15 protein-coding genes are annotated in these 17,523 nt (G+C 30.8%); 11 read left to right on the plus strand and 4 right to left on the minus strand.

Annotation, left to right across the window (positions count from 1 at the left end; all coding sequences use genetic code 11):
• The first annotated feature begins 1 nt into the window (after position 1).
• Positions 2-610, plus strand: coding sequence for a hypothetical protein (locus AQ1685_RS07830; protein WP_095070981.1), 609 nt, complete (start codon positions 2-4; stop codon positions 608-610).
• Positions 611-644: 34 nt separating this feature from the next.
• Entirely contained in the window at positions 645-1,589 is a 945-nt protein-coding gene (locus AQ1685_RS07835) for a phosphoribosylaminoimidazolesuccinocarboxamide synthase (protein ID WP_095070983.1), read from the plus strand.
• Positions 1,590-1,645: 56 nt separating this feature from the next.
• Here AQ1685_RS07835 and AQ1685_RS07840 read toward each other — a convergent pair whose 3' ends face one another.
• Positions 1,646-2,203, minus strand: a complete 558-nt coding sequence (locus AQ1685_RS07840) for a fasciclin domain-containing protein (RefSeq protein WP_095070985.1) — start codon at positions 2,201-2,203, stop codon at positions 1,646-1,648.
• A gap of 117 nt (positions 2,204-2,320) precedes the next feature.
• Between AQ1685_RS07840 and AQ1685_RS07845 the strand changes: the two genes are divergently transcribed.
• Together AQ1685_RS07845 and AQ1685_RS07850 are read left to right on the plus strand one after the other, a co-directional pair.
• Complete coding sequence (locus AQ1685_RS07845) at positions 2,321-2,704, plus strand: glyoxalase (protein WP_095070987.1); 384 nt, start codon at positions 2,321-2,323, stop codon at positions 2,702-2,704.
• On the plus strand, positions 2,701-3,177 hold the full coding sequence (locus AQ1685_RS07850) for a hypothetical protein (protein WP_095070989.1): 477 nt from the start codon (positions 2,701-2,703) through the stop codon (positions 3,175-3,177). Before AQ1685_RS07845 ends, AQ1685_RS07850 begins: the two co-directional genes overlap by 4 nt.
• A 48-nt stretch (positions 3,178-3,225) precedes the next feature.
• On the opposite strand, the gene AQ1685_RS07855 is transcribed toward AQ1685_RS07850, so the two are convergent.
• Positions 3,226-3,627, minus strand: a complete 402-nt coding sequence (locus AQ1685_RS07855) for a VOC family protein (RefSeq protein WP_095070991.1) — start codon at positions 3,625-3,627, stop codon at positions 3,226-3,228.
• A gap of 218 nt (positions 3,628-3,845) precedes the next feature.
• Here AQ1685_RS07855 and AQ1685_RS07860 point away from each other — a divergent pair, with 218 nt between their 5' ends.
• On the plus strand, positions 3,846-5,381 hold the full coding sequence (locus AQ1685_RS07860) for a GH3 family domain-containing protein (protein WP_095070993.1): 1,536 nt from the start codon (positions 3,846-3,848) through the stop codon (positions 5,379-5,381).
• 87 nt (positions 5,382-5,468) lie between these two features.
• Here the strand turns inward: AQ1685_RS07860 and AQ1685_RS07865 are convergent, their stop codons facing one another.
• On the minus strand, positions 5,469-5,999 hold the full coding sequence (locus AQ1685_RS07865) for a hypothetical protein (protein WP_095070995.1): 531 nt from the start codon (positions 5,997-5,999) through the stop codon (positions 5,469-5,471).
• A 52-nt stretch (positions 6,000-6,051) separates the two neighbouring features.
• Positions 6,052-6,357 carry an HPF/RaiA family ribosome-associated protein gene (locus AQ1685_RS07870; protein WP_095070997.1) on the minus strand — a complete coding sequence of 102 codons (306 nt, stop codon included), beginning with the start codon at positions 6,355-6,357 and terminating at the stop codon, positions 6,052-6,054.
• A gap of 198 nt (positions 6,358-6,555) precedes the next feature.
• On the opposite strand from AQ1685_RS07870, the gene acs reads away from it, so the two are divergent.
• The 6 genes from acs to AQ1685_RS07900 all read left to right on the plus strand — a co-directional run bounded on the left by acs (position 6,556) and on the right by AQ1685_RS07900 (position 17,129).
• Positions 6,556-8,466 carry an acetate--CoA ligase gene (acs, locus tag AQ1685_RS07875; protein ID WP_095070999.1) on the plus strand — a complete coding sequence of 637 codons (1,911 nt, stop codon included), beginning with the start codon at positions 6,556-6,558 and terminating at the stop codon, positions 8,464-8,466.
• A 120-nt stretch (positions 8,467-8,586) separates the two neighbouring features.
• Positions 8,587-9,048 (plus strand): (2Fe-2S)-binding protein, encoded by a 462-nt coding sequence (locus AQ1685_RS07880; protein ID WP_095071000.1) that lies wholly within the window; start codon positions 8,587-8,589, stop codon positions 9,046-9,048.
• Positions 9,049-9,059: 11 nt separating this feature from the next.
• Positions 9,060-11,222 (plus strand): xanthine dehydrogenase family protein molybdopterin-binding subunit, encoded by a 2,163-nt coding sequence (locus AQ1685_RS07885; RefSeq protein WP_095071002.1) that lies wholly within the window; start codon positions 9,060-9,062, stop codon positions 11,220-11,222.
• A 309-nt stretch (positions 11,223-11,531) separates the two neighbouring features.
• Positions 11,532-14,984 carry a pyruvate carboxylase gene (locus AQ1685_RS07890; RefSeq protein WP_095071004.1) on the plus strand — a complete coding sequence of 1,151 codons (3,453 nt, stop codon included), beginning with the start codon at positions 11,532-11,534 and terminating at the stop codon, positions 14,982-14,984.
• Positions 14,985-15,052: 68 nt separating this feature from the next.
• Entirely contained in the window at positions 15,053-16,306 is a 1,254-nt protein-coding gene (locus AQ1685_RS07895; protein WP_095071006.1) for an aminotransferase class I/II-fold pyridoxal phosphate-dependent enzyme, read from the plus strand.
• Positions 16,307-16,400: 94 nt separating this feature from the next.
• Positions 16,401-17,129, plus strand: coding sequence for a DUF4294 domain-containing protein (locus AQ1685_RS07900; protein ID WP_095071008.1), 729 nt, complete (start codon positions 16,401-16,403; stop codon positions 17,127-17,129).
• Positions 17,130-17,523 lie beyond the last annotated feature (394 nt).

Consider the following 17,523-nt stretch of genomic DNA (forward strand, 5'->3'; position numbering starts at 1 on the left):
TTTGATTTTTAAAAAACTAAGTTTACAAGAGAATTTCTATGTCTTATACGTTTACTTTATTCTATTAGGAATAGTAAGTGACGCGCTTTTTTATGCAGTGTTAGGAGTTCAATATTTGAATTACGTATCTATTTTAGATGCTTTAATATCTCCTTTTAGTTTACTAACAGATAGTTTAAAGTTAACATTAGCATTAGTCATTTGTTTTTTTCTTCTATATAAATACGTAACTAAATGGTCTTACACACTCCATAAAAAGTACAAACACAAAAAGTGGTATGGAAAAATACACAACATAGAGCGTAGAGAAAAAGCGTTTAAAGACTTAGAAGAGAAAAAAGGACTAGCAGAAGGTTTGTTATTTTTATTTTTTATTCTGTTTGTCTCTTTAAGATTAGGAATGGGCTTGGGAAAAAATCATAAGATTAAGACTAAAGAAATCAAACCTAATTATGAGTTAACATTTAAAGATAATTCTCAAAAAGACGTTCAAGTTATCGGTCAAAATAGTTCATTTATATTTTATGTTGAGCATAAAGAAAAAGTAGTTTCTGTTACACCAATTTCTGATAATATTAAGCAGATAAAAAGAATTCCTAAAAAAGATTAAAAAGTTTACTTTTGCGGTTTACAACAACGCAACAATGAATACAATAAACGAAACAAACTTTAATTTTCCTGGACAAAAGTCAGTGTACAAAGGAAAGGTAAGAGAAGTCTACAATATAAATGATGAGCAATTAGTCATGATTGCTTCAGATAGATTATCTGCTTTTGATGTAATTATGCCTCGTCAAATTCCTTTTAAAGGACAGATTTTAAATCAGATTGCAACAAAAATGATGAATGATACTGCTGATATTGTTCCAAATTGGTTAGTGGCTAATCCTGATGAAAATGTAGCTGTTGGTCATTTATGTGAGCCTTTTAAAGTTGAAATGGTTATCCGTGGATATTTATCAGGTCATGCAGCACGTGAATATAAAGCAGGAAAAAGAATGCTTTGTGGAGTTGCTATGGCGGAAGGAATGAAGGAAAATGATAAATTTCCTGAGCCAATTATAACGCCTTCAACAAAAGCTGATAATGGTGAGCACGATGAAGATATTTCCAGAGAAGATATTTTAGCAAAAGGAATTGTTTCAGAAGAAGATTATGTGATTCTTGAAGATTACACTAGAAAATTATTCCAAAGAGGAACTGAAATAGCAGCGAAACGCGGATTAATTCTTGTAGATACAAAATACGAGTTTGGTAAAACTAAAGAGGGTAAAATTGTATTGATTGATGAAATTCATACGCCAGATTCTTCTAGATATTTTTATGCAGATGGTTATCAAGAAAGACAAGACAAAGGAGAAAAACAAAAGCAATTATCTAAAGAATTCGTTCGTCAATGGTTAATTGAAAATGGATTTCAAGGAAAAGATGGACAACAGATTCCTGAAATGAGTGATGAAAAAATCCTTGAAATTTCGAATCGTTACATAGAATTATATGAGCAAATAACCGGAGAGAAATTTGTAAAAGCTAATACCGAAAATATTTCAGAAAGAATAGAAAAAAATATCACAGCATATTTAAAATAAATAAAAAGAGAAGTTGAAAAACTTCTCTTTTTTTGATTTCGGGTAGAATTTAATTTTTATTCTGGCATTACTACACTGTCAATAGCATGAATAATTCCATTACTAGCAGAAACATCAGTAATAATTACTTTAGAAGTATTTCCTTTAGCATCTTTTAAAAGAACATTTCCATCTTTAATCATTGCAGTTAATTCATTTCCTTGAACTGTTTTAATTACAAATTTTCCACCATTAGCTTTTATAGCTCCAACTACAGCTTTAGCATCAAACTTTCCAGCGACAACATGGTAAGTTAAGATAGAAGTCAATAGTTTTTTGTTTTCTGGTTTTAAAAGAGTTGGTATAGTTCCTTCTGGTAATTTAGCAAATGCATCATTAGTTGGCGCAAATACTGTAAAAGGTCCTTTACCGCTTAACACATCAATCAGTTTTGCTGATTTTACAGCAGCTACTAACGTGCTAAAATTTTCGTTAGATGCAGCTACGCCAACAATAGTTTTAGCTTCTTTTTTGTTAGTTTCTTTCTTAATCGGATCAGTAATAGGCTCATTATTATAAGCAAAAACAAAAGAAAAAGAGAATAAAAATAATAATACTAAATTTTTGGTTTTCATGATTTTAGTTTTAAAGTTTTTACGAAGTTATGGCTTAATTAAATTCAGAATGTTTAATATTTTGTTAAAAATATTAAACAAAAATATTTTATCTTTGATTTCAGAAAATTTGACTTAATGATTTCAAAAAAAGATATACGTCCAGAATTGAATTTATCATCCTTAACACCTGATGAAAATTTTCAAAACAAAGTATTACGACCTATTCTAAAATTGCAACATGATATTTTAATTTTGACATTCAAAAATTGGAGTACCAAACAAAAAATTAAACTAACAGATATCAATAAAGATAACTTTCGAGAGCTTTTAGAAAAATCATTCTCTAGAAATATTGTAATCAGGAACCTTATTCTTGGAATAACAATAGGACAGTTCACTTCAGAGGAATTCTTAGTGTATCAAAAAAATGCTTCAGAATATAATAGAAGAATATTTACCATGGCTAAACAAAGACTTTTTGATAGTTTTGATGAAATTAAGAAAGACAATAATTCATGAAAGCAGCTTCAATAAAAACAATAAAAGACGAGTTAAAGCATAAAACTTCTTCAGAATTATTGGAATTATGTTTAGCTTTAACTCGTTTCAAAAAGGAAAACAAAGAGTTGTTAACTTATCTATTGTTTGAAGCCTATGATGAAGATAGATACATTGAAACTGTAAAATTAGAAATGGACGAAATGTTTAGTGATATTAACACTAAAAATTTCTTTTTCATCAGAAAAAGCGTCCGTAAAATTTTGACTTCTACAAAAAAACAGATTCGTTATTCAAAAAAGAAAAGTACAGAGGTAGAGTTATTATTGTACTTCTGTTTGAAATTAAAACACTTTAAACCTTCAATAAAAGGAAGCCCTAGACTTCAAAAAGTATTTGAAACTCAAATACGATTAGCAAAGAAAGCAATGTCGACTTTACACGAAGATCTTCAATATGACTATAATATGTTGCTAGAAGAGATTGAAAATTAGTTCGAAATCAAGAAAAGGATTAGGGAACTAAGTTTAATTTTTTACTATCTACAATTTGCTATTTACCATCCATTGTATATCGAATTTATCTGTACAACGACCATACATAGCATTCCAGTCTGTTACTTTAAATTCGTGATGGATTTTACCTCCATCTGATAATTTGCTAAATATATCTTTGGCTTTGTGAGTACTATCTATATCTACACTCATTTGTACATTATTTCCTGAAGTTATTGGAGTATCTGGAGAAGCGTCGTAAGCCATTATATGAATACCGTCACCTTTAAGTTCGGCGTGCTCAATTTTTCTGCGGTAATTTTCTGGAATATCTCTTTCTGAATTGTGATATGTTTGCTTATTGATAATTTTTGCATCAAAAATATCTGCATAATAATTTAATGCATTTTGACAGTCACCTTTAAAAGTTAGATAAGTTTGTATTTTCATGATATAAAATTTAAATATTAATATAATTTGTTGCTAATTTATTACTGATGATAATTCTTAAATCCTTTAGATTTTGTCAGATTAAATTGCTTACATCACAAAATTATCAGCGAAAAGAAACGATTGTTAACTCATATGATTTTTACTTTAGCTCAATAGATTTTTGAAGTGCTTTTCTGTAATTTGTTTTTGTAGATTTGATAGAAAATCAAAATATTATGGCACTTTTAGGAGGAATTATCAAAGGAATTATTAGCGTTGCAGGTACATCAATAATTGATACAAATCATGTAAAATCACAAGAAAATATCTTAATTGAATTACTAAATAAAGCTAAAGAAACACAATTTGGAAAGCATTATAAGTTTCAAGAAATTTTAGCTTCAGAAAATCCTGCCAATGAATTTTCAAAGCATATTCCATATTTTGATTATGATAAAATAAATAATGAATGGTGGTGTAAAATTCATAATGATGAAATTGATGTAACATGGCCTGGTGATCCTTCTTTTTTTGCACTAAGTTCTGGAACAACCGGGAAAAAAAGTAAAAGAATACCAGTAACAGATGATATGATTTCTGCCATAAAAAGTTCAGGTATTAAACAAGTGTTATCGTTAAAAAACTTTGATTTACCATCTAGTTTTTTTGAAAAAGAAATAATGATGTTAGGTAGTTCAACAGATTTAAATGAGTTAGACAATGAGAAACAAGAAGGAGAAATAAGTGGGATAAGCGCTAGTAATATTCCATTTTGGTTCAAACCATATTATAAACCAGGAGCAGAAATAGCTCAAATTGATGATTGGGATAAACGTGTTGAGAAAATAGCAAAACAAGCAAAAGATTGGGATATTGGAGCGATTAGCGGTATACCATCTTGGGTAGAGTTAATGATTGAAAAAGTAAATGAATATCATAATGTTAAGAATATTCACGAAATCTGGCCTAATCTGCAAGTATATACATCTGGAGGAGTAGCTTTCGGACCATATGAGAAGAGTTTTAATGAACTTTTAGGAAAGCCAATCACTGTTATAGATACATATCTCGCTTCAGAAGGTTACATCGCTACACAAGTAAGACCAGAAACCGACGCAATGGAGTTGAATACAAATAATGGGATTTATTTTGAATTTGTACCGTTTGAAGCTTCTTATATAAACCCAGATGGTTCTTTGATAGATGAAGCACCATCGATCACTTTGGCAGATGTTCAGTTAAACAAAGAATATGTGTTAATTATTAGTACAGTTAGTGGTGTTTGGCGTTATGTAATTGGAGATACTATTGAATTTACAGATATAGAACGAGCCGAAATTAAAATTACAGGTAGAACAAAATTTTTCTTAAATACTGTTGGATCTCAACTTTCTGTCAATAAAATGGATGATGCAATACATCACATAGAAGAAAAGCTAGATGTTAAAATTAAAGAGTATACAATTTGTGCTAAGCGACATACAGATGAAGAATTTTATCATAACTGGTATTTAGGAACTAATACTGAATTGGATGAAGAAAAAGTAGCAGATCATCTAGATTCTTTTTTAAAAGAAGCAAACAATAATTATAAAGTAGCACGAAGTAAAGCTTTAAAAGGAGTAAAAGTAACATTAGTAAATCCTGATGTATTTTATGAATGGAGCGCTCATAATAAAAAGAAAGGCGGGCAAATAAAAATAGAACGTGTAATGGGAGAAGAGAAGTTTTCTGAATGGGAAGAATTTGTAAGTACTCAATATGCTATTTAATATTGTCTTTAAAATAAAAAAAGCATTCTGTAAATAATTTATGGAATGCTTTTTTTGTGCTATGATATTATCTGCGTAATTTTTTATTTATTGTAAAAGTTGCATGATTTCCTCAGGCGATAAATAATATCTTTTAATTCGTTTTTTATATGATTCTGAAATATCAGCATTATTTAAAATAAAATTTTTTGTAGCCATAATATATGATTTCATTCCACTTTTAACTGCGTATGTATCAGCAAGCCTTTCAGCTTCTATAATGTGCTTATCAAAAAGTAAATATTTTATTCCAAAAAGAACCAAATTTAAACTATTTCTACTTTCATAATCAACTATATGACCTAGCTCGTGACCAAACCAACCGATAAGAACTTCATCAGGTAAGTTTTTGGTTAAGAAAGTTTTATTTTCAATTTTAACATACTCACTAATCAAAATAATATAAGACCTATTTTTTTTCAATCCAAAGAGACTACCAAATTTAGGTTGTGCTTGCATTGTTGAATTTTTAATTTGCTTTTTAAATTTGAATTCAATAGCAACATTTTCAAGGTTTGGAAAAAATGATAAAGCAACAGTAACTTGATTTTTAATGCTTTTAGGTATTATTTTAGTCATGAGTTTCTTAAATTAAATTAATGTCTGATTTTAGAATCAATCTTTTTAGTCATTAATTATGGTAAGCTTTCATTTTTGACTTTCTTTTTTCAAGGATATCTTTCAAATCTTCAATAGTTTCATGAATAGATTCCTTAAAGCTTTTTTCATCAGATGATGCATATGTTCTAGGTCCTGGTCCGCTCAAACGTATTCCACAGTGACAATTTTTTTCAAAATCATTATTATCTTTTTTTAAGAACACATCAGCTCGTATCAAGAACGGATATCGTTTTTGGAGTCCAGATAATTTTTCCTCAATTAAATTTTCTAAACGTGAACTAGCACTAACATTTACATATTCGTATACAATATTCATAAAAGTATTTTAAGTTATAAATCAAAATTAAATACTTTATGAAATTATGATTAACTCAAAATAATCTATTGTTAACTCATTTAAGTTAACTTCTAGTGATGTGCCTTTTGGGTTTAAAATATTATCCTATGAATTTGTGTTTATTTTTTATCATTCTTCTAATAAAAACAATAAATTTATAGGACAAATAAATCGAACATGAGTAACTACCATATAAAAAACTTAGAAGAATATTTTCAAGTGTATAGAAGATCAGTAAGAAATCCAGAAAACTTTTGGGAAGAAATTGCTGAAGAACATTTTCTTTGGAGAAAAAAATGGAATACTGTTTTAAGTTGGGATTTTACCAAACCTGAAGTAAAATGGTTCGAAGGAGCACAATTAAATATCACAGAAAATTGTATCGATCGCCATTTGGTAACTAGAGGCGAAAAAACAGCAATACTTTTTGAACCTAATAATCCGAATGAAGCTGCGGAGCATATTACGTATCGTGATTTATATAAAAGAGTAAATAAACTAGCTAATGTTTTAAAAGCAAAAGGAATTAAAAAAGGAGATCGTGTTTGTATCTATTTACCTATGATTCCTGAGCTTGCTGTTTCTCTTTTAGCTTGTGCAAGAATTGGAGCGATACATTCCGTTGTTTTTGCTGGTTTTTCTTCAACAGCGTTGGCAACAAGAATTAATGATGCCGAATGTAAAATGGTAATTACTTCCGATGGTTCTTACAGAGGAAGCAAAATGATTGATTTAAAGGGTATTGTGGATGAAGCTCTTGAAGAATGTCCTTGTGTAGAAAATGTTTTGGTTGTAAAAAGAATCAATTCAGAAATAAATGTTGTTCAAGGAAGAGATCAATGGTTACAACCATTATTAGATGAAGCTTCAGATGAATGTGAAGCAGAAATTATGAATGCAGAAGATCCTCTTTTTATTCTGTATACTTCTGGTTCTACAGGAAAACCAAAAGGAATGTTGCATACAACAGCGGGTTACATGGTATATACTGCGTACACATTCAAAAATGTTTTTCAGTATAGAGAAAATGACGTGTATTGGTGTACCGCAGATATTGGTTGGATTACAGGTCATAGTTATATTGTATACGGACCATTAGCAAATGGAGCTACAACTGTAATGTTTGAAGGAGTTCCAAGTTACCCAGATTATAGTCGATTTTGGCAAATTGTTGAAAAACATAAAGTAAATCAGTTTTACACAGCGCCAACAGCGATTAGAGCGTTAGCAAAAGAAGGTTTATCTCATGTAGAATCAAGTGATTTGTCGTCATTAAAAATTTTGGGAACCGTTGGAGAACCTATTAATGAAGAAGCTTGGCATTGGTATGATGATAATATTGGGAAAAGAAAAAGTCCAATTGTAGATACCTGGTGGCAAACAGAAACTGGTGGAATTATGATTACTCCAATTCCTTTTTCTACACCAACAAAACCAACTTATGCAACATTACCATTTCCTGGAATTCAGCCAGCATTAATGGATGCTGAAGGAAGTGAAATTAAAGGAAATCAAGTAGAAGGACGATTATGTGTTAAATTTCCTTGGCCTTCAATGGCGAGAACAATTTGGGGAAATCATGAACGCTATAGAAATACATATTTCTCAACTTTTGAAAATAAATATTTTACAGGAGATGGAGCTTTGCGAGATGAAGTTGGTTATTACAGAATTACCGGTAGAGTAGATGATGTAATTATTGTTTCGGGACATAATTTAGGAACTGCTCCAATAGAAGATGCTATTAACGAACATCCTGCAGTTGCAGAATCAGCTATTGTTGGGTTTCCACATGATATAAAAGGAAATGCATTGTATGGTTATGTGATTTTAAAAGACACAGGTGAATCTCGTAACCATGAAAACTTAAGAAAAGAAATCAATCAAATTATAACCGAGCAAGTCGGACCAATTGCAAAATTAGACAGAATTCAATTTACACAAGGATTACCAAAAACACGTTCTGGAAAAATCATGAGAAGAATTTTAAGAAAGATTGCTTCAAATGATATTAGCAACCTTGGAGATACGAGTACTTTACTAAATCCAGAAGTAGTTCAAGGTATAATAGATGAGGTTTTAGTATAAACTAATTAGTACGATCTTATGTTTAGAACTGTATTAAATAATTCTTAAAAGAAATATAGCTACTTTCGGGTAGCTATTTTTTTTGTAACTTATTTACCTCAATTATAAACTAACAAATAAATGCCAACCTATAATCTAAAAATCAACGGAGAATTGGTCACATTCACTGCTGACTCAGACACGCCTTTACTTTGGATATTAAGAGATGAATTAAATTTAGTAGGAACAAAATTTGGATGCGGTATAGCTCAATGTGGTGCTTGTACTGTTCATGTAGATGGTGTAGCTACTAGAAGTTGTCAATTACAAGTTTCTATTTTAGATAAAGAAGAAATCACAACTATTGAAGGACTTTCTAAAGAAGGAGATCATCCTTTACAAGAAGCTTGGAAAGAAGTTGATGTTCCACAATGTGGATATTGTCAAGCAGGACAAATTATGACTGCTGCTTCGTTTTTAAAAGAAAATCCAAATCCTACTTCAACAGAAATTAGAGAGGCAATGCATGGAAACATTTGTAGGTGTGCATCGTATAACAGAATAGAAAAAGCTGTAGCTGTAGCTGCTAAAAAAATGTCTTAAATCTAATTATCATGAGTACAGAACAAAATAATATCAGATTTAGTAGAAGAAACTTTTTAAGAACTTCAGCACTAGCAAGTGGAGGAATGTTAGTTGGTTTTAATTTATTCACGGCATGTAAACCAGAAGCAAAACCAGCTGTAGATATTGCAAATTTAAATTTCAACGATTTTAATGCTTTTATCAAAATAGCAGATAATGGTTATGTAACTATTTTTTCTCCGAATCCAGAAATTGGTCAAGGAGTAAAAACGGCAATGCCAATGATCATTGCTGAAGAATTAGATGTAGAATGGGATAAAGTGCATGTTGCACAAGCAAAATATAATAAGAAAGAATACAAACGTCAGGTTGCAGGAGGAAGTCAGTCAATTCGCTTTGGTTGGGATGCATTACGTCAAACTGGAGCTACAACAAAGCAAATGTTAATTAATGCTGCTGCTGCAAAATGGGGAGTTGATGCAAATACTTGTAAAGCTTCAAAAGGAATCATAACAAATGCAAATGGAGATACATTAGGTTATGGAGAAGTTGTAAGCGAAGCAGCTGCTTTAGAAGTTCCAGAAGATGTAACTTTAAAAAAGCCATCAGAATATACGATTATAGGAAAAGACGCTTTAAATGTTGATTTAGACAATATCGTTACAGGTAAGCCTTTGTTTGGTTTAGATTATAAAGCTGATGGAATGGTGTATGCTTCGGTATTACGTCCACCAGCATTCGGACAAAAATTAGAGAGTTTTGATGATGCTGAAACTAAAAAAGTAAATGGAGTTACAGATGTAATCAAGTTTGGAGATAAAGTAGCTGTAATTGGTTCAAATACTTGGGCGGCTATGAAAGGTAAAAAAGCATTGAAAGCTGTTTGGAGTGATGATCAAAATTTAGAAAGTACCGTAGATCATAATAAAGAATTGATTAAGATTTTAGACGGAAAAGAATTTGATACCAGAAGAGAAGATGGAAATGTAAAGAAAGCTTTTGCAGAAGCAGATAAAGTTTTAGAAAGAACATACGACTCTCCTTTCTTACCTCATAATTGTATGGAACCCATGAATTTTTATGCCAATGTTACAGCAGAGAAGATTCATTTAGTTGGACCAATTCAAACACCACAATGGACAGCTGGTAGAGTTGCTCAGTTATTGAAAAGAAAAGAAGAAGAAATTGATCTTGAAATGACAAGAATGGGTGGTGGATTTGGAAGAAGATTGTATGGTGATTTTGCTTTAGAAGCAGCTGAAATTTCAAATCTAGCTAAAAAGCCAGTGAAAGTTGTTTTCTCAAGAGAAGACGATATGACAGATGGAATTTATCGTCCGGCAATTAAATATAGAATTGCAGCATCAATTAAAGATGGAAAATTAACAGGATATCATTTAAAAGAGGCAGCGATTAACAGTAATATGTACGACTTAATTCCGAATTTCTTTCCAGCAGGATGTATTCCGAATTATAAAGTATCTACAAAAAGCTATAAGAGTGATATCACAACAGGTGCATGGAGAGCTCCGTATACAAATTTCTTAGCTTTTGCTGAACAAACTTTCTTTGATGAATTAGCTGAAGAATTAAAGAAAGATCCAGTTGAGTTACGATTAGAATTGTTGCAGAATGTAAAAGATTCTACAGATGAAAAGATCGAGTACTCAGGAGAGAGAATGGAGAATACGATAAAATTAGCTGCTGAAAAATCAAACTGGAAAGAACAAAAAGAAGGTGTTTTTAAAGGTTTTGCTGCTTATTATAGTCATAATACTCATGTTGCTGAGGTTGCTGAAATAGAAATGAAAGATGGTTTACCTGTAGTAAAGAAAATTACTGCTGCCGTAGATTGTGGAATTTTAATAAATCCTACTGGAGCAATCAATCAAATTCAAGGTGGAGTTTTAGATGGAATCGGACATGCGATGTATGGAGATTTATCTTTTGAGAACGGAAAACCTTCACATAAAAATTTCGATACTTATCGTTTAATCAGAATGAATGAAACGCCTCAAGTAGATGTACATTTTGTGAAAAATGAATTGTCACCAACAGGATTAGGAGAGCCAGGTTTACCTCCAGCAGGAGGAGCTGTTGCAAATGCAATTTATAAAGCACTAAAAAATAGACTATACAAACAGCCTTTTATCAAAGAGTTATCTTCAAAGAAAAGTGAAGTTTTAAGTTAAAATTTTAGATAATATATAGTTAAAAAGATGTCTTTTTTAGACATCTTTTTGTGTTTTAAAATAAGTTTTTATTAAAATGAAAAATTACGAAATCGTTTTTCATTTTTCTGGTGTAAACACAGGTTTTGTTAAATCGCTAAATTGATAATAAAATAATACGAAATCGTTTTTTTATCGATACAAATTTTACGAATTTGTTAAAATCTTGATTTTATTGATACAAAAACGAGCTTTTATTGAGAAAAAAAATCAAATTGATTTAACTTTGGAGGATAACAAATCAAGAACAAATTACAACAAAAACGAGGAATGAAAATCAACAAAGTTTTAGTAGCGAATCGAGGAGAAATTGCAATAAGAGTTTTTAGAGCCTGTGTAGAAGTAGGTATAAAAACCGTTGGAATTTATACATATGAAGATCGATACTCTTTACACAGGTACAAGGCAGATGAATGTTATCAAATTGGTGAAGATAACGAACCTCTAAAACCTTATTTAGATATTGATGCTATTATTAAGGTCGCTGTAGAGAATAATGTAGATGCAATTCATCCAGGATACGGATTTTTATCTGAAAATGCAGAATTCGCGCAGAAATGTGAAGACAACGGAATTATCTTTGTCGGACCAAAAGTTTCTGTACTAAAAGCTTTAGGTGATAAAATTACTGCGAAGGAAGTAGCTGTAGCGAACAATGTTCCAATTATTCAGAGTAGTGATAGAGATTTAACGTCTGTGGAAATTGCATTAGAAGAAGCTGAGAAAATTAGCTATCCTGTAATGTTAAAAGCGGCTTCAGGTGGTGGAGGTAGAGGTATGAGAGTAATTCGTAACGCAGATGATCTTAAAAAAGCCTACCCAGAAGCACAAAGAGAAGCGTTAAACGCTTTTGGTGACGATACAGTTTTTTTAGAAAAGTTTGTTGAAAATCCAAAACATATCGAAATTCAAATTGTTGCAGATACTCATGGAAACATGGTGCACTTATTTGAAAGAGATTGTTCTGTACAAAGAAGATATCAAAAAGTAATTGAAATTGCTCCGTCTTACGGATTACCCCAAGAAATTAAAGATAACTTATATCAATATGCATTAGATATTTGTGGAGCTGTTAATTATAACAATATTGGTACTGTTGAGTTCTTAGTTGATGAAGATAATAGTATTTATTTTATTGAGGTAAATCCTAGAATTCAGGTTGAGCATACAGTTACTGAAATGGTAACAAATATCGACTTGGTAAAAACACAATTATTTATTGCGGGTGGATATAAATTATCAGACACACAAATAAAAATACCAAGTCAAGACTCGATTGTTGTAAATGGATATGCTTTACAGTGTAGAATTACTACTGAAGATCCAGCAAACGATTTTAAACCAGATTACGGAACAGTTACAACATATAGAAGTGCTTCTGGTTTTGGTATTCGTTTAGATGCTGGTAGTATTTACCAAGGAGTAAAAATTTCTCCATTCTTTGATTCTATGTTAGTTAAGGCTTCTGCAAGAAGTAGAACTTTAGATGGTGCATGTAGAAAAATGTTACGTGCTTTAGTTGAATTTAGAATTAGAGGTGTAGAAACAAATATTGCTTTCTTAAGAAATATATTAAATCATCAAACTTTTAGGAACGGAGAGGTTACAGTTAATTTCATAAAAAATGAACCAAAACTTTTCGAATTTAAAGAGCCTAAAAATAGAGCAAATAAATTAATCAATTTCTTAGGAGAAGTTGTAGTAAATGGGAATCCGGATGTGAAAAAAGTAGATCCAAGACATAAATTCACTACTCCTAAAATCCCATCATTTTCTAAATTAGAAAAACATCCAAAAGGAACTAAAGATTTATTAACAGAGTTAGGACCAGAGAAGTTTGCAGAATGGTTAAAAAAGGAAAAGAAAATCCATTTTACTGATACCACGATGCGTGATGCACATCAAAGTTTATTAGCAACTAGAATGCGTACTGTAGATATGTTAAAAGTAGCTGAAGGTTACGCTAAAAATTTCCCAGATATTTTCAGTATGGAAGTTTGGGGAGGAGCAACTTTTGATGTTTGTATGCGATTTTTGCAAGAAAATCCATGGGAAAGATTAGCATTGTTACGTAAAGCAATGCCTAATGTTTTATTACAAATGCTAATTAGAGGATCTAATGGAGTAGGGTATACTGCTTATCCAGATAATTTAATTGAAAAATTTGTAGAAAAATCTTGGGAAACTGGTGTAGATGTATTCAGGATTTTCGATTCATTAAACTGGATGAAATCTATTGAGCCGTGTATTAAACACGTACGTAATAAAACTAAAGGTTTAGCAGAAGCATCTATTTGTTATACTGGAGATATTTTAAATCCTAGTAAAACAAAATACGATCTTAAATATTATATTCAATTAGCAAAAGATATTGAAAATGCTGGAGCACATATTTTAGGAGTAAAAGATATGGCTGGCTTATTAAAGCCAAAAGCAGCTTATGAATTAATTTCAGCGTTAAAGTCAGAGATTAATATTCCAATCCATTTACACACACACGATACTTCTTCAATACAATCGGCTTCATATTTAAAAGCTATTGAGGCTGGAGTAGATGTTGTTGATGTAGCTTTAGGTGGATTATCAGGTTTAACTTCTCAACCAAACTTCAATTCTATGGTTGAAATGTTACGCTTTAATGAAAGAGAAAATCCTTTAGATGCACAAAAGCTTGCTGAATATTCTAATTATTGGGAAGTAGTAAGAGGATATTATTATCCGTTCGAATCTGGATTAAAAGCTGGTACTGGAGAAGTATATGAACATGAAATACCTGGTGGACAATATTCTAACTTAAAAGGTCAAGCAATTGCTTTAGGTTTAGAAGATAAATTCACAGATGTTACTAAAATGTATGGTGAAGTAAATCAAATGTTCGGAGATATTATTAAAGTAACACCAAGTTCTAAAGTTGTAGGTGATATGGCACAGTACATGATCACAAATAATTTAACAACAGAGGATGTTTTAGAGCGTGGAGAAAGTATTTCATTCCCACAGTCTGTAATTGGATTTTTTAAAGGAGATTTAGGTCAACCAGTAGGAGGTTTTCCAGAGAAATTGCAAAAAATTATCTTAAAGAATGAAAAACCTTATACAGAAAGACCAAATGAACATTTAGAACCAATCGATTTTGAAAAAGAGTTTGCAGAGTTCAAAGAGAATTTCTCTAAAGGAATGGGACGTGAATTAGAAATAACAGACTTCCTATCATTTAAATTGTATCCAAAAGTATTTACAGATGCTTACAACAAGCATTTAAAATTTGGAAATGTAATGAATATTCCTACTAAAAACTTTTTCTTCGGATTAGAAGTAGGAGAGGAAATCATGGTAGATATTGAATCTGGTAAAAAAGTTTTAATTTCTTTAGTTCATAAAACAGAAGCAGACGAGAATGGTAACGTAACTGTTTTCTTCAAAATTAATGGTCAAATGAGAGTAGTATCTATAAAAGACAACTCAATAACTGTTGATAAAGTTGAGAATGTTAAAATAGATGCTAATGATAAGAATCAAATCGGAGCACCATTACAAGGATTATTGTCGTCTGTTTTAGTAAAAGAAGGAGAAATTGTTCAAGAAAATCAACCTCTATTTATAATAGAAGCTATGAAAATGGAAACAACAGTTACGGCTGTAAGTAGGGGAATTATTGAGAAAGTCCAATTATCAGGAGGAACTTTAGTCGATACAAATGATTTGGTAATAAAAATAAAGTAAGTCTTAGTTAAGTTTTTGATAAACCCTCAAAATAACTTAGTTTTGCTCTCCAAATATGTAATGTTAATATGGTAAGTGATTTATTTGATAGAATTAAGAATGATAAAGGTCCATTAGGTAAGTGGGCTGACAAAGCAGAAGGATATTATGTTTTTCCTAAATTAGAAGGTCCTATTTCCAATAGGATGAGCTTTAACGGAAAGCCTGTAGTTACTTGGAGTATTAATGATTATTTAGGTTTAGCAAATCACCCAGAGGTTCTTAAGGCAGATGGTGAAGCAGCTTTAGAGCATGGTATGGCTTATCCAATGGGAGCCAGAATGATGTCTGGTCACACGAAATATCATGAGCAATTAGAGCAAGAATGTGCAGAATTTGTAGGTAAAGAAGCCTCTTATTTAGTAAACTTCGGATATCAAGGTATGGTATCTGCAATCGATGCTCTAGTTTCTAAAGATGACATTATCGTTTACGATATGGATACACATGCTTGTATTATCGATGGAGTTCGTTTACATGCTGGAAAAAGATTCGTATATAGACATAACGATATAGAAAGTTGTGAGAAGAATTTAAAACGTGCTACAAAAATGGCTGAAAAAACAGGAGGAGGAATCCTTTTAGTTTCTGAAGGTGTTTTTGGAATGCGTGGTGAGCAAGGTCGTTTAAGAGAAATTGTAGCTTTAAAGGAAAAATACAATTTTAGATTATTAGTAGATGATGCTCACGGTTTCGGAACTTTAGGCGAAGGTGGTAGAGGTACAGGTTATGAGCAAGGTGTTCAAGATGGTATTGATGTATATTTTGCAACTTTTGCAAAATCTATGGCAGGTATCGGAGCATTTTTTGCAGGCGATAAAGACGTAGTTCAGTACTTACAATATAATATGCGTTCACAAATGTTTGCAAAGTCTTTACCAATGCCAATGGTTAAAGGAGCTTTAAAGCGTTTAGATATGATTCGTACAATGCCAGAACTTAAAGATAAGTTGTGGAGTATAACGAATGCATTACAGTCTGGATTAAGAGATGCTGGTTTCGATTTAGGAACTACTCAAACTTGTATTACACCAGTTTACCTAAAAGGAGATATACCTGAAGCAATGGCAATGGTTCACGATTTAAGAGAAAACCACGGTGTATTTTGCTCTATAGTTGTTTATCCTGTTATTCCTAGAGGGATGATTATATTAAGACTAATACCTACAGCACGTCACACAATTGAAGATGTAAATGAAACAATAAAAGCATTTACGGCGATACGTGAAAAGTTAAGTAATGGTACTTACAAAAGAATAGCAGAAGCTATAATGACAGCATAAATTAATAAAATATTAAAAACTCGTGATGTTAAAGTCACGAGTTTTTTAATTAAAAAACAATAACTTTGGAATTGTATTTGCTTTCTAAAGAAATATGAAAAAGTTTTTTTTACTCCTTATTATCATTTCTTTTAATCTAAATGCACAGATTAAAGATTCCTTACCTGATTTTTCTGATGAATATTTTTTGGTAAAAGATGGAGATACTTTAATGATCAAACTTGATGAGGTTCCTGTTTTACCAAAACACAAATTCAAATCTAGGAAAGATGTTAATTATTATTATTGGTTTAGAAAGAAAGTTTTTAAAGCTTATCCATATGCTACATTAGCATCTAAGAGGATAGATAGTCTACATGCAAGATTAGATAGAATAGAGTCTAACAGAAAAAAAAGAAAATACGTAAAAAGAGTACAAAAGTATTTAGAAAAAGAATTAACAGGTCAGATCAAAAAAATGACTAGAACTGAAGGTAGAGTATTAATCAAATTAATACATCGCCAAACAGGAAAAACAGTTTTTGAAAATATAAGAGAGTTCCGAAGCGGTTGGAAAGCTTTTTGGTATAATACAACAGCTAATGTATTTAAGTTATCATTAAAAGATGAATATCAACCAGAGTTGGCTAATGAAGATTATCTTATTGAAGATATATTGCAAAGAGCATTTATAGATGAAGCATTAGAGTTACAAGAACCAAAATTAGAAATAGATTCGTATAAAATTTTAGAACAGAAGAAAGGGGCGATAGATGTAGAAGAGTATAAAAAGATGTTCGCTAAAATGAAAAAAAAGAAAAAACGTAAGAAAAAGAAAAAATAATCTTTCATCATTTTTACGATAGTCCTCTTGAATTTGAAAATTCGTCTTCCTTTTTTAAAATCTATTTCATCCAATTAATCCAGTACACAATTACAACTTCCTTTTTACAAACACTAAAAAGTTAATATATTTACTTATCTAAATAGTATTTTCTCATAAAGCTGCTAACAAAAAGGAAATAAATACTATTTGTAAAAGCAGATTTATATCCCTTTTTAGTGTTTCCTTATTAGTTTTATTGTTTTTTTTATACGTTTTTAATTTCTCGAATTAAAGTGCTACGTTTTTTATTTGGGATGAAGTCAAGGAGTAATTAGTTTAAGGAGTTCATTTTTATAATTTTTATTGTTTTGTTTTAGAGGGAATTATTGTTTTGTTTTGTTTTTTTTTAAAT

This window comes from Tenacibaculum jejuense, from assembly GCF_900198195.1.
GTDB lineage: Bacteria > Bacteroidota > Bacteroidia > Flavobacteriales > Flavobacteriaceae > Polaribacter > Polaribacter jejuensis.